Raw genomic sequence first — 21,268 nt, 5'->3', positions numbered from 1 at the left:
GACTCCTTAAGGTAACAGGCCTTTGACGTCGATAGGCTTAGCTTCATTTTCCGCTTCGCCCTTATCTTTGCCGTCGATTGCCATACCTGCCATCCGATAGAAGTTATATTCCGGGTATTTGCCCGGACCGGAGATCAGCAGATCCTCTTTCTCGTACACCAGATCCTGGCGCTTATACTCACCCAGCTCGAAGTCCGGGGTAAGCTGAATCGCGGTGGTTGGACAGGCTTCTTCGCACAGGCCACAGAAGATGCAGCGTGAGAAGTTGATGCGGAAGAACTCCGGATACCAACGACCGTCTTTCATCTCGGCTTTCTGCAGGGAAATACAGCCTACCGGGCAGGCTACCGCACACAGGTTACAGGCAACGCAGCGCTCTTCACCGTCCGGGTCGCGCGTCAGCACGATACGGCCACGGTAGCGCGGCGGCAGATACACTGGTTCTTCCGGATACATGCGGGTTTCGCGCTTGGCGAAAGCGTGCATGCCGATCATCCAGATACTGCGTACCTGGGTGCCGAAACCAACCACTAACTCTTTCAATGTCATGGTTTTTTCACCCCTTATGGTGCCTGGTAAAGAATGACCGCGGCGGTCACCAGCAAGTTGATTAGCGTCAGCGGCAGGCAAACTTTCCAGCCGAAGGACATCACCTGGTCATAACGTGGACGAGGCAGTGCGGCGCGAATCAAAATGAACATCATCATGAAGAACGCGGTTTTCAGCGCGAACCAGATGAACGGTGGTAACCACGGGCCATGCCAGCCACCAAAGAACAGCGTCACAATCAGCGCAGAAACGGTGACGATGCCGATGTATTCCCCGACGAAGAACAGACCGAACTTCATACCGGAATATTCGATGTGATAACCATCGGCCAGTTCCTGCTCGGCTTCCGGTTGGTCAAACGGGTGACGGTGGCAAACCGCAACGCCGGCAATCGCAAAGGTCACGAAGCCGAAGAACTGCGGGATGATGTTCCACAGATGTGCCTGGTTGTTGACGATGTCGGCCATATTAAAGGAACCGGCCTGCGCCACCACGCCCATCAGGGAAAGCCCCAGGAACACTTCATAACTCAGGGTCTGCGCGGAAGCACGCATCGCACCAAGCAGGGAGTATTTGTTGTTACTGGACCAGCCAGCGAACAGCACGGCGTACACCGCCAGGCCCGCCAGCATCAGGAAGAACAGGATCCCGATGTTCAAATCCGCCACCACCCAGCTTGGGCTGACCGGCACAATAGCAAAGGCCAGCAGCAGCGAGGTGAACGCGATCATGGGTGCAAGCGTAAAGATCACGCGGTCAGAAAACTTAGGGATCCAGTCCTCTTTAAAGAACATCTTGATCATGTCCGCAACCAGCTGGAGTGAACCACCCCAGCCTACGCGGTTCGGTCCGTAGCGGTTCTGGAACAGACCGAGCAGACGACGTTCGCCGAAACTCATGAATGCCCCACAGGTCACCACGACCAGTAGAATGACAACCGCTTTGAGGATGCTCAGCAGAATGTCGATAACTTCCGGTGTCAGCCAGCTCATTGCGCAGCCTCCTGCAGATTTTCAAGACGAGCACCGGCAAGCACTGGCGCAATCCCCGGCATCCCCATCGGCAAACCAACCTGCCCTGCAACCAGACCTTCGGACAGCTGCAGCGGCAGACTCAGCGTCTGGCCTTCGTAGCTGAAGGAGATCAGGCTTCCGGCGTTAACGCCAAGCTTCGCGGCATCGGCCGGGTTCAGCTTGATGTAAGGCTCAACCATACGCTTCTGGAACACAGGAGAACGCTGGGACAGCTCGTCGCTACCAAACAGGTGGTAGTACGGCGCGATTCGCCATTTGCCCTCTTCCGCGTGGAAGGTATCCGGCACGGAAGTGAAGTAGTCCAGGCCCGTTTCAGAGGCTTCGATCAGGCGCACGCCCGGATCGCCGTGGCGCAGATGACCGCCCACTTCGGCCTGGAATTTGTTCCATGCCTGCGGGGAGTTCCAGCCTGGAGCCCAGGCAAACGGAATCTGCTGACGGTCGGCCAGCGGGCTGTTGTTCCCTTCCATTGAGAAGGCAAACATCGTGTCTTTATCCTGCGGCTGACGCGGTTCGTGCACGCTGATATTGGCGCGCATAGCGGTGCGTCCGCTCGAACGGATAGGAGAACGGGACAGTTTCTGACCTTTGATACGGAAGGAAGCATCCGGCGCGGCATCTTTAATACCGGCTAACTGAGGCAATACCTTCACGCAGGCGTCAATCACATGGTCAAGCTGCGTCCAGTCAACGTCACGGCTCTGCACGGTGCTGTGCAGCGAGTGCAGCCAGCGCCAGCTTTCGAACATCGTCACGCTGGTGTCGTAGTAAGCCGGGTCATAAACCTGGAAGAAACGCTGGGCGCGACCTTCGTTGTTGATCACCGTCCCGTCGCTTTCTGCAAAGCTCGCCGCGGAAAGTACCAGGTGTGCTTTGTCCATGATGGCCGTACGCTGATGGTCAATAACCATTACCAGAGGGGCTTTACTCAGCGCCGCATCTACACGGGCAGCGGAAGCATGGCGATGGAGGTCGTTTTCCAGCACCACTACCGCATCGGCAGCGCCGCTTTCCAGCTCGCTCAGGGCCTCTTCCAAAGAGCCACCGCCGATCATGCCGAGGCCAACGCTGTTAACCGCGCGAGCAATCATGGTGACGCCGACGTCTGCACCGCGGCCCTTCAGCGCTTTAGCCACGTTGGCTGCCGCCTGAATCACCGCTTCGCTACCGGCGTTCGTCCCGGAAACAATCAAGGGCTTCTTCGCACCGGCCAACGCCTGCACGATAACGTCCACTTTGTTTTTCAGGTCACGATCCAGTTCAACCGCCGGAGAGTTGCTGTCCAGCGCATTGGCAATCGCAAAACCAAGGCGAGCCTGATCTTCAACCGGCGCACGGTAAGTCCATGCGGCGATATCATCCAGGCGAGTGCTATCCACGTTGGTGACAAACAGCGGATGCTTAGCGTTCTGACCGATGTTCAGGATTGCGGCGATCTGCCAGTCAGCCACTTTCTGAGCCGCTGCCATTTCACGCGCCTTACCTTTGACCGCCTGACGGATAGCCAGGGCAGCACGAGCGCCGGTCTGGGTAACGTCTTCGCCCAGGATCAGCACCGCATCGTATGATTCGATTTCACGCAGCGCGGGGGTGTGAATACCGCTGTCACGCAGCACTTTCAGCATCAGCTGCAGGCGAGCCTGCTCACCTGCCGCAATACCGGTGTAGAAGTTTTCAGCGCCAACCAGCTCGCGCAGAGCAAAGTTGCTTTCCACGCTTGCGCGCGGAGAACCGATGCCGATCACTTTCTTCGACTGACGCAGGATATCCGCCGCACCCTGCATTGCCTGTTCGGCGTTCAGGGTAATGAGGTCATCACCACGGCGCTGAATTGGCTGACGCGGACGGTCTTTCAGGTTCACATAGCCATAACCGAAACGGCCGCGGTCGCACAGGAAGTAGTGGTTCACGGTGCCGTTGTAGCGGTTTTCGATACGACGAAGTTCGCCGTAACGTTCACCCGGGCTGGTGTTACAGCCCAGCGAGCACTGCTGGCAGATGCTCGGTGCGAACTGCATATCCCACTTACGGTTGTAGCGTTCGGAATGCGTTTTGTCGGTGAATACGCCGGTCGGGCAAATTTCTACCAGGTTACCGGAGAACTCGCTTTCCAGTGTGCCGTCTTCCGGACGACCGAAGTAGACGTTGTCGTGCGCGCCGTAAACGCCCAGGTCTTTACCGTCTGCGTAGTCTTTGTAGTAACGCACGCAGCGGTAGCAGGCGATACAGCGGTTCATTTCATGAGAGATGAACGGACCGAGATCCTGATTGCGGTGAGTACGCTTGGTAAAGCGGTAGCGACGGAAGCTATGACCGGTCATCACGGTCATATCCTGCAGGTGGCAGTTGCCGCCCTCTTCACAGACCGGACAGTCGTGCGGGTGGTTAGTCATCAACCATTCCACAACGCTTTCACGGAACTGTTTCGCTTCGCCATCATCAATAGAGATGAAGGTCCCGTCGGAGGCCGGTGTCATACAGGACATCACCAGGCGACCGCGAGTGTCTTCCGCGTTCTGATATTGCTTCACCGCACACTGGCGGCAAGCACCGACGCTGCCCAGCGCCGGATGCCAGCAAAAATAAGGAATATCAAGACCGAGGGAGAGACAAGCTTCCAGCAAGTTGTCTGCTCCGTTGACCTCGTATTCTTTGCCGTCTACATGAATCGTAGCCATAGTCAGCATGCTTCCAGTTGGCCTGAATAACTTCAGGCGTTAATCAAAAATTCTTGTGCGAACCACCTTCGCCCTCACCCCGGCCCTCTCCCCCAGGAGAGGGAGAAAATCACCGGTCTATCCCCTCTCCCTCAGGGAGAGGGTTAGGGTGAGGGTGAAAAGCTGTCTATCACCAGCGCGTTTTTAACAGGTTCGGCTGAATACCATTAATGGCACGCAGATTTCCGTAATCCTGTTTGGCAATGCCTGCTTCGAATTCGTCGCGGAAATATTTAATCGCACTCTGCAATGGCTCAACGGCACCCGGCGCGTGGGCACAGAAGGTTTTACCTGGACCCAGATGGCGGCAAAGCTGCTCCAGGGTTTCGATATCCCCCGGCTGTCCTTCGCCGCGCTCAAGCGCGCGCAGGATTTTTACGCTCCACGGCAAACCATCACGGCACGGTGTACACCAGCCGCAGGATTCACGGGCAAAGAACTCTTCCAGGTTACGCACCAGCGGCACCATACCAATTTCATGGTCAACCGCCATTGCCAGCGCCGTACCGAGACGGCTGCCTGCTTTACCAATACTTTCAAATTCCATCGGCAGGTCGAGATGAGCTTCCGTCAGGAAGTCGGTCCCCGCCCCACCCGGCTGCCAGGCTTTAAACTTCAGGCCATCACGCATGCCGCCGGCGTATTCTTCCAGGATTTCGCGAGCGGTTGTGCCGAACGGCAATTCCCAGACGCCAGGGTTTTTCACGCGGCCAGAGAAGCCCATCAGCTTGGTGCCGGCATCTTTACTCATGCCGCCGCCAATGCCCTGATACCACTCCACGCCGTTAGCCAGAATAGCCGGGACGTTACACAGGGTTTCGACGTTGTTTACACAGGTCGGTTTACCCCAAACGCCGCTTGATGCCGGGAACGGTGGCTTAGAACGTGGGTTCGCACGACGGCCTTCCAGGGAGTTAATCAGCGCGGTTTCTTCCCCGCAGATATAACGCCCGGCTCCGGTGTGTACGAACAGTTCGAAATCGAAACCGGAACCCAGGATGTTCTTACCCAGCAGGCCCGCTTCGGTGGCTTCGGCAATCGCGCGACGCAGGTGGTCTGCCGCCTCGATGTACTCACCACGCAGGAAGATGTATCCACGGTATGCTTTCAGCGCAAAAGCGGAAATCAGCATGCCTTCCACCAGCAGGTGCGGCAGTTGCTCCATCAGCAGGCGGTCTTTATAGGTGCCTGGCTCCATTTCATCGGCGTTACACAGCAGGTAACGGATGTTCATGGACTCGTCTTTCGGCATCAGGCTCCACTTCAAACCGGTCGAAAAGCCCGCGCCGCCGCGCCCTTTCAGGCCAGCGTCTTTTACCGCAGTCACGATTTCATCTGGCGCCATGCCGGTCAGCGCTTTACGCGCGCCTTCATAGCCGTTTTTGCTACGGTATTCGTCAAGCCAGACCGGCTGTTTGTCATCGCGCAGACGCCAGGTCAGCGGATGGGTTTCGGCAGTACGAATAATCGTCTTCATTTATACTGCTCCAGCAAGTCAGGGATGGCTTCCGGCGTCAGATGGCTGTGAGTGTCCTCATCAATCATCATGGTCGGCCCCTTGTCGCAGTTCCCCAGGCAGCAGGTTGGCAACAGGGTAAAGCGGCCGTCAAACGTAGTCTGGCCCGGCTTGATGTTCAGTTTGGCTTCGATAGCCGACTGAATACCCTGGTAACCGGTGATATGGCAAACCACGCTGTCGCAGTAGCGAATCACGTGGCGGCCAACCGGCTGGCGGAATATTTGGCTATAGAAAGTGGCCACACCTTCTACATCGCTCGCCGGGATACCCAGCACGTCAGCAATCGCGTAGATGGCACCATCTGGCACCCAACCGCGATGTTTCTGAACGATTTTCAGCGCTTCGATAGAGGCCGCACGGGCATCTTCGTAATGGTGTTTCTCGTGCTCAATCGCCTCACGCTCTGCCGCACTCAGCTCAAAAGCTTCAGCCTGGTTTTGTTGGTTATCGTGCATAGTTAGCGATCCACATCAGACATTACAAAATCGATACTACCCAGATAGACAATCAGGTCAGAAACCAGGCTGCCGCGGATCGCCGCCGGAATTTGCTGCAGGTGCGCAAAGCTCGGGGTACGGATACGGGTACGATAGCTCATGGTGCTAGCGTCGCTGGTCAGGTAGTAACTGTTAATCCCTTTCGTTGCCTCAATCATCTGGAAGGATTCGTTGGCCGGCATGACCGGGCCCCAGGAAACCTGCAGGAAGTGAGTGATCAGGGTTTCGATATGCTGCAGCGTGCGCTCTTTCGGCGGCGGCGTAGTCAGCGGGTGATCCGCTTTGAACGGGCCGGCTGGCATATTTTTCAGACACTGCTCAAGGATGCGCAGACTCTGGCGCAGCTCTTCAACTTTCAGCATAACGCGGGTGTAGCAGTCGCTGATGCCACCGCCAACCGGGACTTCGAAATCGAAGTTCTGGTAGCCGGAGTAAGGACGAGCCTTACGCACGTCGAAGTCGATACCGGTGGCGCGCAGGCCAGCACCGGTGGTGCCCCACTCCAGCGCTTCTTTCGCGGTATAGGCTGCAACGCCCTGGGAACGGCCTTTCAGAATGGTGTTGCGCAGCGCGGCTTTCTCATAAGAATCCAGGCGCTTCGGCATCCACTCCAGGAACTCTTTCAGCAGGCGTTCCCAGCCCTTCGGCAGGTCGTGTGCAACGCCGCCAATACGGAACCAGGCCGGGTGCATACGGAAACCGGTAATCGCTTCCACCAGATCGTAGATTTTCTGACGATCGGTAAACGCGAAGAAGACCGGCGTCATGGCGCCCACGTCCTGAATAAAGGTGGAGATGTACAGTAGGTGGCTGTTGATACGGAACAGCTCAGAGAGCATAACGCGGATAACTTCAACGCGTTCCGGCACGACGATGCCAGCCAGCTTTTCAACCGCCAGCACGTAAGGCATTTCATTGACGCAACCGCCGAGGTACTCAATACGGTCGGTATACGGAATGTAGCTGTGCCAGGACTGACGCTCACCCATCTTCTCAGCACCACGATGGTGGTAGCCGATATCCGGCACGCAGTCGACGATCTCTTCGCCGTCCAGCTGCAGGATGATACGGAAAGCACCGTGCGCGGAGGGGTGGTTCGGCCCCAGGTTCAGGAACATGAAGTCTTCATGTTCGCTGCTGCGCTTCATGCCCCACTCTTCAGGCTTGAAGGTCAGCGCTTCCATTTCCAGATCTTCTTTCTGTTTAGTCAGGATAAACGGATCGAATTCGGTGGCGCGCGCCGGGTAGTCTTTACGCAGCGGGTGGCCTTCCCAGGTCGGCGGCATCATGATGCGCGTCAGGTGCGGGTGACCATTAAAGGTGATGCCAAACATCTCCCAGGTTTCACGCTCATACCAGTTGGCGTTCGGGAAGAGTTTGGTCAGCGTCGGCAGGTTGAGATCGTTTTCAGACAACGCCACCTTGAGCATGATATCGCGATTGCGTTCAATGGAAATCAGGTGGTAGAAAACGGAAAAATCCGCAGCCGGTAAACCGTTGCGGTGTGTGCGTAGACGCTCATCCATGCCATGCAGGTCGAACAGCATAACGTAGGGTTTTGGTGATTTCTTAAGGAAATCGACCACTTCCAGTAACTGTTCACGCTTAACCCAAACGACGGGCACCCCGGTGCGGGTTGGCTGAACGGTAAAGGCATCCGGCCCAAAACGGTTACGCAATTCGCCAATGACCGGATCATCCAGGTGATCCCTTGTCTGCCAGGCTGGCATAGCGGCGTCTTGCGCGGTTAAATCGGTCATAGTTCTCACCATTGCAAATGGTTCTGTGGTGACTGCGTTCAGTGTCTTTGTTTTTATATTATTGATATACAAAGACGCTCACTGACCGCAGGCGCTAATTAAATCTCGTCCGGCGTCCGCAGGTTGGTGACCGCGATGCGCTCGCCGCGCTTACGCTCACGCTCGGACTGCATGTTGGCGCGGTAAACGCCCTGATCGCCAACGACCCACGACAGCGGGCGGCGCTCTTTACCGATAGACTCCTGCAACAGCATCAACGCCTGCATGTAAGCCTCCGGACGCGGCGGGCAACCTGGGATGTACACATCAACCGGGATAAATTTATCGACACCTTGCACAACGGAATAAATGTCGTACATGCCGCCAGAGTTAGCGCAGGCGCCCATGGAAATGACCCATTTCGGCTCCAGCATCTGATCGTAAAGGCGCTGAATTACCGGAGCCATTTTGGTGAAGCAGGTACCGGCCACCACCATCAGGTCAGCCTGACGAGGAGAAGCACGTAAAACTTCTGCACCGAAACGCGCCACGTCATGTACAGCGGTAAACGAGGTCACCATCTCTACATAGCAGCAGGAAAGGCCAAAGTTGTATGGCCAGATTGAGTTTTTGCGACCCCAGTTCACCACATCGTGCATAGCATGCTCGAGCTTGCCCATGTAAACGCTGCGGTTAATCTCTTGTTCGAGGGGATCGGTTACGATCTCCTGCTTTTGCAGGGGGTAACGGTCATTCTCACCGTTGGGGTCTATGCGGGTGAGCGTATAGTCCATCTTATTGCCTCGCTATTACTGCGTATGACGGTTAGTGAGACTGTCTGTTTCCGGGTTGATTTTCTCACGACGCGAACGCGCAGGAGTCCAATCCAGAGCGCCAACGCGCACCAGATAAACCAGACCAGCCAGTAGCACTAAAATGAAAATTGCGGCCTCGACGAAGCCAATCCAGCCGCTTTCACGGATAGAAGTTGACCACGCGTAGAGATACAAGGCTTCCACGTCAAAAATAACGAAGAACATGGCGACCAGGTAAAACTTGGCGGAGAGACGTAGACGCGCCGTACCAACGGAGTCGATGCCCGACTCGAAGGGGGTGTTTTTGTGCCGTGCCTTAGCTCGTCCGCCAAGGAACCAGCCCCCGACAAGCATCAAACAACACAGGCCAACGGCGACAATAAGAAAGACAGCGAACGCCCAGTGATGAGCGATAACTTCAGTGGATGTTGACATACTCATTGCTTACTCATCAAAAGTGGCGCCAAAGTCTCTGCTCTTGTTGGCAGATGAACGCCACATCGATTCATGGGGAGGAACAATCAACCGTACAATAACTACCGGAAATAATACGTAGGCAGCCAATTGATGGGGTTTTTTACTCCTTTCTATAACCTTTTGTCAACTTTAACAAAAGTATCCACACATTAATTTACACCGACAGCAATTCATTAACATTTAATGCGTTAAAACTCATCAACACTCGCGTAAAGACCAGATTTAGATGAGGGTGAATCGTGTCCGTTCCGTGTGAAAAAATAAACAGCCCCTATATTTTGGCAGGAAATTACAACTATTCCTCCCCCCAAGAGGGAGTATTTTCTTGATCTGAGACACGCTTTTGTTAATCCACTTCAAAAAGAAGCAACATTGTTATGCGTTTTTTAACATTACCTGGCCTTTGCATGAAGTTTTTGCGCATAAAACGAGCGAAAATAAACATGCAACCAATATATTGAATTTGTTAGAAAAGATGAGCACCCATGTGATTTAATGAAAATCAGGTATAAAAAATGGGCCGTTGGCGTAAAAAAAACCACCAACGACCCATTTTGTATCTTTAATATTTTGTTACTAACTAGTCGACCTGCAGCTACTCAAAATCCCCTTCAACCAGCAGCGTGTCGTCCCCTTCACTTCCCACGGTGTTATAACGGTATGGGTTTTCCGGCGTCGCCAGCGCACTGAAGATCGCTTGCGCCAGCTCATTACCACTTTCGGGGTTTTTACACAGCAGATATTGGGTTTCAGGTAAAATAGGCAGTCCTTCTGACGCCCCCAGCACACGAAGTTCCGGACTCATCATTTCAACCGGCCTGGCCGTTACGCCTAATCCCGCTTTTACGGCGGCCCTGACCGCGGCAAGCGTAGAGGCGACATAAGAAATACGCCATGGCGTCTGGCTGGCATCAAGATGTTCCAGCATCATATCGCGGTACGGGCTTGGATCGTCCAGCATCACCAGCGGCAGCGCTTCCCCACTTTGAAAAACATAATCAGCGGCGCAGTACCACAGCGTAGGCGAGGTTCGCAGGACAATGGCATCAAAGTTAGAAGGGTTTGATGTCGTCACCACCAAATCGACCTCATGCTGATTAAGCATTTCGATCATAAAGGGGTTGCGTTTGACCCTGACATCCAGCGCAAGCTTGGGGTAAACCGAACTGATGCGGTTTAACAGGAACGGCAGGATGGTGTCCGCCGTTTCATCGGAGGCGCCAAGGGTAAGCGACCCTTGCAGGTTGTTAAACATCAGCGAAGAGCACGCTTCATCATTAAAGCGTAGGATTTTACGCGCATAGCCCAGCAGTTGAATGCCGTGCTCGGTGAGCAGTTTATTGCGGCCATGTCGGGCAAAAAGCTCTTTTCCAACTAATTGCTCGAGGCGCTGCATCTGTTGGCTTACAGCGGATTGAGTACGGCACACTGCCGCCGCCGCTGCCGCAAAGGTATTGAGATCGGCGACCGCAACGAATGTCCTCAGCAGATCGAGGTCGAGGTTCAGTATCGGACGATTTGCGTTAATCATAATTTATTCACTAATAGGTTGCTCTTTCGAGTCTGCCCTGGTTGTATTGCTATGATTTATCAAAGAGATAAAGCAATTCCTTTTACCGAATGTCTCCGGTAGTCTTGGCCGCATACGTTAGCGACGGTTCTGTTTGTTATTTTTGTATTCCCCGGCATGTCCCAATAATCTAAAACACACCCAAACGGGATATTAAGCAGGTCAGGATAAGAAAAAAACCACTAACTCATCGTACCAGTCGACTATTTTAAAACTGCGTTAGAAAGGTAAGTCAGCTTCAAAAAACGACTTTTAATAAGCTTTTATATGATTATTTAACGGGCTGGAGTGCAGCGGCAGGCTTAAACCGGCCAAAACACACAACCAGCTGAATAATAATGGAAATATTTTAATTTTCCGGCAAAGCCATGTCGTTGGCACAGCTACTGGCATCCAAAACCTACCATTTTTCGTAGTGTATCTTACAGTAAAACATGATGTTTTATAACACTTATTGCGAATTATCTGATCTTATTCTCTTTTTGTGGTTTCCACTCTGTTGATTATTTACAACGTTTTTTGAAGTCAGCCACACACTATAATAAAAGACACTTAATTATTGCCGAGGTATTTATCTATTACATTGACCAATCTTTTGATATACATCTCTTTAACTACCTTTTCATTAATCCCTTAATGTTTCAGGCATGAATATTAATTTTTACTTATGTTTAGCGACAACGCATTTACGTCGGCAGCACCTCTCCCTCCGCAGTGATCAAGAAGCAGTGAATACCATTGCATCACGGCGATATAATTAGCCAATAAAACCACAATAACTAAAATTCATGGTTTTTTTAACCATCAGTATTTTTAAATCGCGTTCCGTGCTTATACATTGTGCTGTAAAGATAAATTGCATTTCTTCAAGCCCCATCCTTCAAATCTCGCTTAAGCAGGAGTACATTGTGGCGGTGCGCTTCCACGGCAGGACGCGAAATTAACAACAAAGGTCGAAGCTTCATGTCCCCCATCGAAAAATCCAGCAAACTTGATAATGTCTGTTATGACATCCGTGGCCCGGTACTCAAAGAGGCAAAACGCCTTGAAGAAGAAGGCAACAAAGTGCTTAAGCTCAACATCGGCAACCCCGCGCCGTTCGGTTTCGAAGCGCCGGATGAAATCCTTGTTGATGTGATCCGTAATCTTCCAACCGCCCAGGGATATTGCGACTCCAAAGGGCTTTTCTCTGCCCGTAAAGCCATCATGCAGCATTATCAGGCTCGTGGGATGCGGGATGTCACTACGGAAGATATTTATATCGGGAACGGCGTTTCCGAACTGATCGTCCAGTCGATGCAGGCGCTGCTAAACAGCGGTGACGAAATGCTGGTTCCCGCGCCGGACTACCCGCTTTGGACAGCTGCCGTTTCTTTGTCCAGCGGCAAAGCCGTGCATTATCTGTGTGATGAGAGTTCTGACTGGTTCCCGGACCTCGACGATATCCGCGCTAAAATCACCCCACGCACGCGCGGCATTGTGATTATTAACCCAAACAACCCTACCGGCGCCGTTTACTCCAAAGAGTTGCTGTTAGAGATTGTCGAGATTGCACGCCAGCACAATCTGATCATCTTTGCCGATGAGATTTACGACAAAATCCTTTATGACGATGCCGAGCATCACTCGATCGCAGCCCTGGCACCGGATCTGTTAACCATTACCTTCAACGGCCTGTCAAAAACCTATCGCGTGGCCGGTTTCCGTCAGGGTTGGATGGTGCTCAACGGGCCGAAGAAACACGCTAAAGGCTATATTGAAGGTCTGGAGATGTTAGCCTCTATGCGCCTGTGCGCCAACGTCCCTGCCCAGCATGCTATCCAGACAGCGCTGGGAGGATACCAAAGCATTAGCGAGTTTATCGTGCCTGGTGGCCGCCTGTACGAACAGCGTAACCGTGCCTGGGAATTGATCAACGAGATCCCCGGCGTCTCCTGTGTTAAGCCTCGTGGGGCGCTGTACATGTTCCCGAAAATTGACGCAAAACGCTTCAATATTCATGACGACCAGAAAATGGTGCTGGACTTCCTGCTGCAGGAAAAGGTTCTGCTGGTTCAGGGTTCGGCATTTAACTGGCCGTGGCCGGATCACGTGCGTATTGTCACTCTGCCGCGCATTGATGATCTGGAAATGTCGATAGCTAAGCTGGGACGTTTCCTCGGACACTACCATCAGTAAGCCGTTCGGGGGCATTTGCAATGCCCCCTTTCTCCCCTCACAATGACGTCACCAAGTTGTTACCGCGAGAACGTCATGAGTCAGAGCCATTTCTTTGCCCACCTCTCCCGCCTGAAACTGATTAGCCGCTGGCCACTAATGCGGAATGTCCGCACCGAGAACGTGTCTGAACACAGCCTGCAGGTCGCCATGGTTGCCCACGCCCTTGCCGCTATCAAAAATCGCAAGTTTAACGGCAACGTAAATGCCGAACGTATTGCGCTGCTGGCGATGTATCACGACGCCAGCGAGGTGCTGACCGGGGATCTCCCCACGCCGGTAAAATACTTCAACTCGCAAATCGCACACGAATACAAAGCCATTGAAAAGATTGCGCAGCAGAAGCTGATCGAAATGGTGCCGGAAGAGCTTCGTGATATCTGGGCGCCGTTGATTGATGAGCACAGCTACAGTGAAGAAGAGAAAGCGCTGGTGAAGCAGGCCGATGCGCTATGCGCTTATCTGAAATGCCTGGAGGAGCTGTCGGCCGGGAACAACGAGTTTCTGCTGGCGAAAAGTCGCCTGGAAAAAACGCTGGCCGACCGCCACAGCCCGGAAATGGATTATTTTATGCGGGTATTTGTGCCAAGCTTCCAGCTTTCGCTGGATGAAATCAGCCAGGATTCGCCGCTTTAAACACGTCCATCTGCCGAAGCGAAATCAGGATAATGTTTTCCCCTTCTCCCTTACAGGGAGGAGGCCGGGATGAGGATAAATATCAGAACGGGAATAACATCGGTACCATCACCACGCTCACGATCATCACAATGACGGTAAACGGCACGCCGAGCTTCACGAAGTCGCTGAACTTATAGTTTCCTGGCCCCAGCACCAGCGTGTTCACTGGCGAAGAGACTGGCGTCATAAACGCCGCAGAAGCCGCCATCGCCACAATCATCGCAAACGGATACGGCGACACCCCCATTGATTTAGCCGCAGCCAACGCAATAGGCGCCATCAATACTGCCGTGGCGGTATTAGAAATAAATAACCCGATAGCCGCACACATCACAAACAGGCACACCAGCATGATATATGGGCCGTAGCCACCACCAAACTCCATCAGCCCATGAACGATCAGATCCACCCCGCCGGTTTTCTGCAGCGCTAAAGCGAAAGGCATCATCCCGACAATCAGAATAATGCTCGGCCAGTGAATCGCCTTATAGGCACTTTCCATATCAATACAGCGGAATTTGCCCATCAACAAACAGGCGATAATCGCGGCGATTGGATTGGGTATTTCGTCGGTCAGCATCAGCGCCACCATCAGCGCCAGGCAGAAAATCGCATGAGGTGCCTGGCTGTGGGCCGGGGAGGCATCCTGCTCTTCCACAGGCAGACTCAGCACCAGGAAATCACGATTCTGCTGTGAAAGCTGGTTGATCAGCTTCCAGTCACCAACCACCAGCATAATGTCGCCCAACTGGATAGGTTCATCCACCAGCAATCCTGCCATGGCTTCACCCGCCCGCCGCAGGCCAACAACGTTAAGGCCGTAGCGGGTTCGGAAAGCCATTTCTCGCAAAGTCTGCCCGGTAAGCCCTGACTCTGGCAGCAGAGAAACTTCTGCCATCCCCACATCCAGCGCCTGATCGGAAAAATACTCTCCCCGCAGGATCATTGGCTCCAGCATTTGCTCCCCGCAAAACTCTCGCAAATCAACCTCTGAGGCCGACATGTCAATCAGCAGTACATCGCGGGCGCGGAATTCCGTACCGCCGGTCACGTTGACAATAACGCGCCGAAAGCGGCGCCAGCGCTCCAGACCAATCACGTTCGCGCCGTAGCGTTCACGCAGCTTTAAATCGTCCAGACGATGGCCAACCATCGGTGAGCCAGGGCGAATAGCCAACCGGCGAGCCCGCCCGGTCAGGCGATATTCTTTTATCAGATCGCGAAATGAACGGCGCTTCCAGCTCTCTTTGCCTGCCTCTTCGCCCAGGCCTTTGAGCGCAAAACGCGCCACCAGCATATAAAGGATGCCCAGCACCAGCACCGCCAGGCCAATCGGCGTCACGCTAAAGAACTGGAACCCCTCCAGCCCTTCACGAAGCAGTTCGCTGTTGATCACCAGGTTAGGCGGCGTCGCAACCAGCGTCATCATGCCGCTTATCAGCCCGGCAAAACTGAGCGGCATCATCAGCCGGGAAGGTGAGATTTTCATGCGCATAGAAACGCTGAGCACCACCGGAATAAAAATCGCCACCACGCCGGTGGAGCTCATAAATGCCCCCAACCCGGCCACCGTCACCATCAGCAGGACCAGCATTTTGGTTTCGCTGCTGCCCGCCACGTCCACCAGCCAGCTTCCCATCTTGGTGGCTACACCGGTGCGCACCAGCCCGTCGCCAATAATGAACAGCGCGGCAATCAGAATCACGTTGGGATCGCTAAAGCCGGAAAATGCTTCGCTGAGGCTTAATGTTCCGCTGAGCACAAAAGCGACAATCACCAATAACGCCACCGCGTCCATACGCATTTTTCCTGTGGCGAACAGCAGAACGGCAACCGCCAGTAACGACAACACCCAAATGAGTTCCGAATTCAAAACGAGTCCCTGAATGGCTGAATATTGGTGAATTGAATGTAGACGAGAATGCCATAAAAAAACCCCGCAAATGCGGGGTTAAATCATGGGATTAGTGTTTTCTTAACACTTCGACGACTCCGTCCGGGGATTTCTGGACGAGCAGTTCGGTGAGGGACGTCAGAACGTAATCCACGTGCTCAAGCCGGGGTGTATCCGCCGGGGCATTAACGGCTATCACGTGGCAACCGGCAGCCAGCCCTGAAAGCACGCCTGCTGGCGCGTCTTCAACGACCACGCACTCTTCCGGCTCCAGGCCAAGCAGCTGCGCTCCCAGCAAATAGGCATCCGGCTCAGGCTTACCGCGTGCGACGCGTTCCGCCGTCACAAACACGTCCGGCTCTGGCAGCCCACCGGCCAGGCGACGAGCGGATGCCACCGGCACGGAACCTGAGGTGACTATGGCCCACGGAATACCCGCTTCGTTAAGATGAGCCAGCAGCTCCGCAGCTCCCGGCAGCGCGACAATGCCGTCGGTATCTTCAGACTCAAGCTTCTCCAGACGCAGGAACTCTTGCTGAATCTCTTCCTCAGAAGCACCGGCCATAAAGTGGCGCAGTGAAGTAATCGCCTGCTTGCCGTGGATGAAGCCTAATACTTCTTCCGGGGAAATATTAAAACGCTTTGCCCAGTTTACCCACGCGCGTTCAACGGCGGGAAGGGAGTCAACCAGCGTACCATCCAAATCAAACAAGAAACCTTTACACTTCACTCCGCGTCTCTCCTCAGGCGTTAATGATCTGCGCAATCTCGTTGGCGCTTAAGTGATACTGACGTGGGCAGGCGTGCCACACTTTCAGCATTCGTTGGTATTTGTCCCACATTGGGGTTTGGGCGTTGAAACCGTGGGTGCCGGCATCAAAATGGGTATAGCGGCCTTCAATATTCACCATAAAGCGAACATAGCCGAGGAAGCGGGCTTCGGTGGCGGCATCAAAGCCCATAAAGGTGACGCGGCGTTCATCGATTTCTTTGCCGTCTTTCAGGTTTGTCCAGGAGACATGCATCGCGTGATACATTTCCATGATGTCGATAACGATGCGGCATGTTTCTTCTTTTAGCTCGCCAAACTCGCGATCCAGCTCGCGCATTTGCAGGCCATAGCCGCGTTCGATGATGGTCTGCAGACGACGATAGCGTTCGGCGTTATCCGGGTCCATCATCGTCATCATCTTATACTGGTTAGATAAAATCAGACGTTGCGCGTGGGTCATTTCCATTTCCTGGCTCCTTTGGTACATGGAAAAATGCAGGTTACGACGAGGATAACCTGTAAGAAAGTGTGCCTTCCTTTATATGCGCAACCGTAGGGTAATTACAAATCATCCAGGAAAGTTTTATCCAACTGCTTAAACGCGCGCTTCAGCACGTCCGCCAGCGCCTGATAGTCTGGCTTACCTTCCACCGGTGCCAGCGCCTGCCCGGCTTCCTGAAGCTTCATGCGAACGTCATAAAACCACTGTAACGTCGACGGCGGTAATGGCGTGACCGAGCGCTTACCCAGCCACCACAGCCCCTGCATCGGCAGGCTACAGGCAAAGAGTGCCGTCGCCACCGCCGGGCCAAGCTGGCCACCCAACGCGATTTGCCACGTCAGGGTAAATACCGCCAGCGGCGGCATAAAGCGGATGGCATAGCGGGTGGCGCGTATCACGCGGTTTTCGATAAATACCGGCGCCAGACGCTTATCCAGCGGCCAGGTCTTCGAGTAGTGTTGCCCACGTCCGAACAGGCTAAACCAGCTTACATGGCTATTCTGGGGTGTCGACATGGCTCATACCTCAACTCTACGTATAAAAAATAAAATAATACTGTAACTCAACAACTCTAAATGACATCGTTCAAAAAATTTTGTCTTTCCGAGCCGCTATCTGCTACCCTGTGCCGGCCTTTGATGGCCATAGTTGGGAAACCACAAGCTGTCAAACATTCTTTTACATCGCCGTGACCTGCAGCTTCAGGAATATGGCGTAAACTCTGAGTAATTTTATTCGCCATGCCGAAAAACGCTTCCGGCATGACGTTAATCATAAATGTCCGCGTCATCATGCGCTACGCTGATAGACTCACTGACGTTTTTTTAGCCACGTATCAAAAATAGGTACTTCCATGTCGAGTAAGCTAGTACTGGTTCTGAACTGCGGTAGCTCATCCCTGAAATTCGCAATTATCGATGCTGTAAACGGTGAAGAGTACCTTTCTGGTTTAGCAGAGTGTTTCCACCTTCCTGAAGCCCGTATCAAGTGGAAGCTGGACGGCGCTAAACAAGAAGCGGCTCTGGGTGCAGGTGCCGCTCACAGCGAAGCTCTTAACTTCATCGTTAATAAAATTCTGGCAGAAAAACCAGAATTGTCCGCTCAGCTGACCGCAATTGGTCACCGTATCGTACACGGCGGTGAAAAATACACCAGTTCCGTAGTTATCGATGATTCCGTGATTCAGGGTATCAAAGATTCAGCCTCTTTTGCACCGCTGCATAACCCGGCTCACCTGATCGGTATCGCTGAAGCCCTGAAATCCTTCCCTAACCTGGCTGATAAAAACGTTGCCGTGTTCGACACCGCGTTCCATCAGACCATGCCGGAAGAATCTTTCCTCTACGCTCTGCCGTACAAACTGTACAAAGAGCACGGCGTTCGTCGCTACGGCGCACACGGCACCAGCCACTTCTACGTGACTCAGGAAGCCGCAAAAATGCTGAACAAGCCGGTTGATGAACTGAACATCATCACCTGCCACCTGGGCAACGGCGGTTCCGTTTCTGCAATCCGTAACGGCAAATGCGTTGATACCTCCATGGGTCTGACCCCGCTGGAAGGTCTGGTGATGGGTACCCGCTCCGGCGACATCGACCCGGCTATCATCTTCCACCTGCACGATGCCCTGGGCATGAGCGTAGAAGACATCAACAAAATGCTGACCAAAGAGTCTGGCCTGCTGGGTCTGACCGAAGTGACCAGCGACTGCCGCTACGTTGAAGACAACTACGCAACTAAAGAAGACGCTAAACGCGCAATGGACGTTTACTGCCACCGTCTGGCGAAATACATCGGTTCCTACACCGCGCTGATGGACGGTCGTCTGGACGCCGTTGTCTTCACCGGCGGTATCGGTGAAAACGCCGCGATGGTGCGCGAACTGTCCCTGGGCAAACTGGGCGTACTGGGCTTCGATGTTGATCACGAGCGCAACCTGGCTGCACGTTTCGGCAAGTCTGGCTTCATCAACAAGGAAGGCACCCGCCCTGCGGTGGTTATCACCACCAACGAAGAGCTGGTCATCGCTCAGGATGCATCCCGCCTGACCGCCTGATTCCCTCACCGCCAGCCTTAGCTGGCGGTGTTGTTTTCTGAGTCGAGTGAGCATATCTGCTCGCGAAAACGAAAGAGGTTATACCGTGTCCCGTACTATTATGCTGATCCCTACCGGAACCAGCGTCGGCCTTACCAGCGTAAGCCTTGGCGTTATCCGTGCTATGGAACAAAAAGGCGTTCGCCTGAGCGTGTTCAAACCTATCGCCCAGCCGCGTACCGGTGGCGATACGCCGGACCAGACCACCAGCATCATCCGTGCTAACTCCACCATCCCGGCCGCTGAGCCGCTGCACATGAGCCACGTTGAGTCTCTGCTGTCCAGCAACCAGCAGGACGTGCTGATGGAAGAGATCATCGCCAACTACCACAACAGCAGCAAAGATGCTGAAGTTGTACTGGTTGAAGGCCTGGTCCCAACCCGCAAACACCAGTTTGCGCAGGCGCTGAACTATGAAATCGCCAAAACCCTGAACGCAGAAATCGTCTTCGTGATGTCTCTGGGCAATGATTCTCCGGAGCAGTTGAAAGAGCGTATCGAACTGACCCGCAGCAGCTTCGGCGGCAGCAAGAACACCAACATCACCGGCGTCATCATCAACAAGCTGAACGCCCCGGTTGATGAGCAAGGCCGCACCCGTCCCGACCTGTCTGAAATTTTCGACGACTCCAGCAAAGCAAGCATCGCTAACATCGATCCTAAGCTGCTGTTTGCCGACAGCCCACTGCCGGTTCTGGGCTGCGTGCCGTGGAGCTTCGAGCTGATTGCCACCCGCGCAATCGACATGGCTCGCCACCTGAACGCAACCATCGTTAACCAAGGCGACATCAACACCCGCCGCGTGAAGTCCGTTACCTTCTGTGCGCGCAGCATTCCGCACATGCTGGAACACTTCCGCCCTGGCTCTCTGCTGGTTACCTCCGCAGATCGCCCGGACGTGCTGGTTGCTGCCTGCCTGGCCGCCATGAATGGCGTGGAAATCGGCGCTATCCTGCTGACCGGTGGTTACGAAATGGACCCACGCATCAGCAAGCTGTGCGAACGTGCTTTTGCTACCGGCCTGCCGCTGTTCATGGTTGAAACCAACACCTGGCAGACCTCTCTGAGCCTGCAGAGCTTCAACCTGGAAGTCCCAACCGACGACCATCAGCGTATCGAAAAAGTGCAGGAATATGTGGCCAGCCACATCGATGCTAACTGGATCGAATCCCTGACCGCGACCTCCGAGCGCAGCCGTCGTCTGTCTCCTCCAGCTTTCCGTTACCAGCTGACCGAACTGGCTCGCAAAGCCGGTAAACGCGTCGTGCTGCCGGAAGGCGACGAACCGCGTACCGTTAAAGCGGCAGCCATCTGTGCTGAGCGCGGTATCGCTACCTGTGTTCTGTTGGGTAACCCGGATGAAATCACCCGTGTTGCTGCGGCGCAGGGCGTTGAGCTGGGTGCAGGCATCGAAATCGTTGATCCAGAAGTGGTTCGCGAAAGCTACGTTGCCCGCCTGGTTGAGCTGCGTAAGAGCAAAGGCATGACCGAAGCCGTTGCCCGCGAACAGCTGGAAGACAACGTTGTGCTGGGCACCCTGATGCTCGAGCAGGACGAAGTTGACGGCCTGGTTTCCGGCGCGGTTCACACCACCGCCAACACCATCCGTCCACCGCTGCAGCTGATCAAAACCGCACCGGGCAGTTCTCTGGTCTCTTCCGTGTTCTTCATGCTGCTGCCTGAACAGGTTTACGTTTACGGCGACTGCGCGATCAACCCGGATCCAACCGCAGAACAGCTGGCAGAAATCGCGATTCAGTCCGCTGACTCCGCAGCCGCCTTCGGTATCGACCCACGCGTCGCAATGCTCTCCTACTCCACCGGTAACTCCGGCGCGGGTAGCGACGTTGAGAAAGTGCGTGAAGCCACCCGTATCGCTCAGGAAAAACGCCCTGATCTGGTCATCGACGGTCCACTGCAGTACGACGCTGCGGTTATGGCTGACGTGGCTAAGTCTAAGGCACCAAACTCTCCTGTTGCGGGCCGTGCGACCGTGTTCATCTTCCCTGACCTGAACACCGGGAACACCACCTACAAAGCGGTACAGCGTTCTGCAGACCTGATCTCCATCGGGCCAATGCTGCAGGGTATGCGCAAGCCGGTTAACGATCTGTCCCGTGGCGCGCTGGTGGACGATATCGTCTACACCATCGCGCTGACCGCGATTCAGTCCGCTCAGCAAGCGTAAGATCA

General features: G+C 54.1%; 18 protein-coding genes. 4 read left to right on the top strand and 14 right to left on the bottom strand.

The window, feature by feature from the left end:
* Positions 1 to 6: 6 nt before the first annotated feature.
* The 9 genes from nuoI to lrhA all read right to left on the bottom strand — a co-directional run bounded on the left by nuoI (position 7) and on the right by lrhA (position 10,878).
* A complete protein-coding gene (nuoI, locus tag F3J26_RS01960; RefSeq protein ID WP_008459780.1) occupies positions 7 to 549 on the bottom strand; it encodes an NADH-quinone oxidoreductase subunit NuoI in 543 nt (180 codons plus the stop codon).
* 14 nt (positions 550 to 563) lie between these two features.
* Positions 564 to 1,541: an NADH-quinone oxidoreductase subunit NuoH gene (gene nuoH / locus F3J26_RS01955; protein WP_008459779.1), complete on the bottom strand. Its 978-nt coding sequence runs from the start codon at positions 1,539 to 1,541 to the stop codon at positions 564 to 566.
* Positions 1,538 to 4,261 carry an NADH-quinone oxidoreductase subunit NuoG gene (nuoG, locus tag F3J26_RS01950; protein WP_166990934.1) on the bottom strand — a complete coding sequence of 908 codons (2,724 nt, stop codon included), beginning with the start codon at positions 4,259 to 4,261 and terminating at the stop codon, positions 1,538 to 1,540. The genes nuoH and nuoG overlap by 4 nt, the downstream gene beginning before the upstream one ends.
* A gap of 169 nt (positions 4,262 to 4,430) precedes the next feature.
* Positions 4,431 to 5,777, bottom strand: coding sequence for an NADH-quinone oxidoreductase subunit NuoF (gene nuoF / locus F3J26_RS01945; RefSeq protein ID WP_039305072.1), 1,347 nt, complete (start codon positions 5,775 to 5,777; stop codon positions 4,431 to 4,433).
* On the bottom strand, positions 5,774 to 6,274 hold the full coding sequence (nuoE, locus tag F3J26_RS01940) for an NADH-quinone oxidoreductase subunit NuoE (RefSeq protein ID WP_166990931.1): 501 nt from the start codon (positions 6,272 to 6,274) through the stop codon (positions 5,774 to 5,776). The genes nuoF and nuoE overlap by 4 nt, the downstream gene beginning before the upstream one ends.
* A gap of 2 nt (positions 6,275 to 6,276) precedes the next feature.
* On the bottom strand, positions 6,277 to 8,088 hold the full coding sequence (gene nuoC, locus F3J26_RS01935) for an NADH-quinone oxidoreductase subunit C/D (protein WP_008459775.1): 1,812 nt from the start codon (positions 8,086 to 8,088) through the stop codon (positions 6,277 to 6,279).
* Positions 8,089 to 8,174: 86 nt separating this feature from the next.
* Positions 8,175 to 8,849, bottom strand: a complete 675-nt coding sequence (gene nuoB, locus F3J26_RS01930) for an NADH-quinone oxidoreductase subunit NuoB (protein WP_008459774.1) — start codon at positions 8,847 to 8,849, stop codon at positions 8,175 to 8,177.
* Between the two features lie 15 nt (positions 8,850 to 8,864).
* The gene (gene nuoA, locus F3J26_RS01925) at positions 8,865 to 9,311 is read right to left on the bottom strand and encodes an NADH-quinone oxidoreductase subunit NuoA (RefSeq protein ID WP_008459773.1); all 447 of its coding nucleotides are present in this window, start codon (positions 9,309 to 9,311) and stop codon (positions 8,865 to 8,867) included.
* Positions 9,312 to 9,942: 631 nt separating this feature from the next.
* The gene (lrhA, locus tag F3J26_RS01920) at positions 9,943 to 10,878 is read right to left on the bottom strand and encodes a transcriptional regulator LrhA (RefSeq protein ID WP_008459771.1); all 936 of its coding nucleotides are present in this window, start codon (positions 10,876 to 10,878) and stop codon (positions 9,943 to 9,945) included.
* A gap of 1,002 nt (positions 10,879 to 11,880) precedes the next feature.
* On the opposite strand from lrhA, the gene alaA reads away from it, so the two are divergent.
* Together alaA and yfbR are read left to right on the top strand one after the other, a co-directional pair.
* On the top strand, positions 11,881 to 13,095 hold the full coding sequence (alaA, locus tag F3J26_RS01915; protein ID WP_166990928.1) for an alanine transaminase AlaA: 1,215 nt from the start codon (positions 11,881 to 11,883) through the stop codon (positions 13,093 to 13,095).
* A gap of 75 nt (positions 13,096 to 13,170) precedes the next feature.
* Positions 13,171 to 13,770 carry a 5'-deoxynucleotidase gene (gene yfbR, locus F3J26_RS01910; protein WP_166990925.1) on the top strand — a complete coding sequence of 200 codons (600 nt, stop codon included), beginning with the start codon at positions 13,171 to 13,173 and terminating at the stop codon, positions 13,768 to 13,770.
* A gap of 82 nt (positions 13,771 to 13,852) precedes the next feature.
* Here the strand turns inward: yfbR and F3J26_RS01905 are convergent, their stop codons facing one another.
* The 5 genes from F3J26_RS01905 to F3J26_RS01885 form a co-directional block, all read right to left on the bottom strand.
* Positions 13,853 to 15,685 carry an SLC13 family permease gene (locus tag F3J26_RS01905; RefSeq protein WP_166990922.1) on the bottom strand — a complete coding sequence of 611 codons (1,833 nt, stop codon included), beginning with the start codon at positions 15,683 to 15,685 and terminating at the stop codon, positions 13,853 to 13,855.
* A gap of 91 nt (positions 15,686 to 15,776) precedes the next feature.
* A complete protein-coding gene (locus F3J26_RS01900) occupies positions 15,777 to 16,472 on the bottom strand; it encodes a sugar phosphatase (RefSeq protein ID WP_205246337.1) in 696 nt (231 codons plus the stop codon).
* Complete coding sequence (locus tag F3J26_RS01895; RefSeq protein WP_166990919.1) at positions 16,450 to 16,944, bottom strand: YfbU family protein; 495 nt, start codon at positions 16,942 to 16,944, stop codon at positions 16,450 to 16,452. The genes F3J26_RS01900 and F3J26_RS01895 overlap by 23 nt, the downstream gene beginning before the upstream one ends.
* A 95-nt stretch (positions 16,945 to 17,039) precedes the next feature.
* A complete protein-coding gene (gene yfbV / locus F3J26_RS01890; RefSeq protein ID WP_008459760.1) occupies positions 17,040 to 17,495 on the bottom strand; it encodes a terminus macrodomain insulation protein YfbV in 456 nt (151 codons plus the stop codon).
* Between the two features lie 56 nt (positions 17,496 to 17,551).
* Entirely contained in the window at positions 17,552 to 17,755 is a 204-nt protein-coding gene (locus F3J26_RS01885; RefSeq protein WP_166990916.1) for a hypothetical protein, read from the bottom strand.
* A gap of 78 nt (positions 17,756 to 17,833) precedes the next feature.
* Between F3J26_RS01885 and ackA the strand changes: the two genes are divergently transcribed.
* Positions 17,834 to 19,036, top strand: a complete 1,203-nt coding sequence (ackA, locus tag F3J26_RS01880; protein ID WP_008459758.1) for an acetate kinase — start codon at positions 17,834 to 17,836, stop codon at positions 19,034 to 19,036.
* Positions 19,037 to 19,121: 85 nt separating this feature from the next.
* On the top strand, positions 19,122 to 21,263 hold the full coding sequence (gene pta, locus F3J26_RS01875) for a phosphate acetyltransferase (RefSeq protein WP_166872182.1): 2,142 nt from the start codon (positions 19,122 to 19,124) through the stop codon (positions 21,261 to 21,263).
* Positions 21,264 to 21,268: the final 5 nt, after the last annotated feature.

This window comes from Enterobacter sp. Ap-867 (assembly GCF_011752855.1).
GTDB lineage: Bacteria > Pseudomonadota > Gammaproteobacteria > Enterobacterales > Enterobacteriaceae > Cedecea.
The sequence above is the reverse complement of the archived record's forward strand: the minus strand, read 5'-3'. Positions and strand labels throughout refer to the sequence as shown.

Coding starts and splice junctions, on each gene's coding strand:
- nuoI (WP_008459780.1), bottom strand. CDS start 549: ATGACATTGAAAGAGTTAGTGGTTGGTTTCGGCACCCAGGTACGCAGT.
- ackA (WP_008459758.1), top strand. CDS start 17,834: ATGTCGAGTAAGCTAGTACTGGTTCTGAACTGCGGTAGCTCATCCCTG.
- F3J26_RS01895 (WP_166990919.1), bottom strand. CDS start 16,944: ATGGAAATGACCCACGCGCAACGTCTGATTTTATCTAACCAGTATAAG.
- nuoC (WP_008459775.1), bottom strand. CDS start 8,088: ATGGTGAGAACTATGACCGATTTAACCGCGCAAGACGCCGCTATGCCA.
- nuoF (WP_039305072.1), bottom strand. CDS start 5,777: ATGAAGACGATTATTCGTACTGCCGAAACCCATCCGCTGACCTGGCGT.
- lrhA (WP_008459771.1), bottom strand. CDS start 10,878: ATGATTAACGCAAATCGTCCGATACTGAACCTCGACCTCGATCTGCTG.
- nuoE (WP_166990931.1), bottom strand. CDS start 6,274: ATGCACGATAACCAACAAAACCAGGCTGAAGCTTTTGAGCTGAGTGCG.
- nuoH (WP_008459779.1), bottom strand. CDS start 1,541: ATGAGCTGGCTGACACCGGAAGTTATCGACATTCTGCTGAGCATCCTC.
- F3J26_RS01885 (WP_166990916.1), bottom strand. CDS start 17,755: ATGATTAACGTCATGCCGGAAGCGTTTTTCGGCATGGCGAATAAAATT.
- nuoG (WP_166990934.1), bottom strand. CDS start 4,261: ATGGCTACGATTCATGTAGACGGCAAAGAATACGAGGTCAACGGAGCA.
- nuoB (WP_008459774.1), bottom strand. CDS start 8,849: ATGGACTATACGCTCACCCGCATAGACCCCAACGGTGAGAATGACCGT.
- alaA (WP_166990928.1), top strand. CDS start 11,881: ATGTCCCCCATCGAAAAATCCAGCAAACTTGATAATGTCTGTTATGAC.
- nuoA (WP_008459773.1), bottom strand. CDS start 9,311: ATGAGTATGTCAACATCCACTGAAGTTATCGCTCATCACTGGGCGTTC.
- yfbV (WP_008459760.1), bottom strand. CDS start 17,495: ATGTCGACACCCCAGAATAGCCATGTAAGCTGGTTTAGCCTGTTCGGA.
- yfbR (WP_166990925.1), top strand. CDS start 13,171: ATGAGTCAGAGCCATTTCTTTGCCCACCTCTCCCGCCTGAAACTGATT.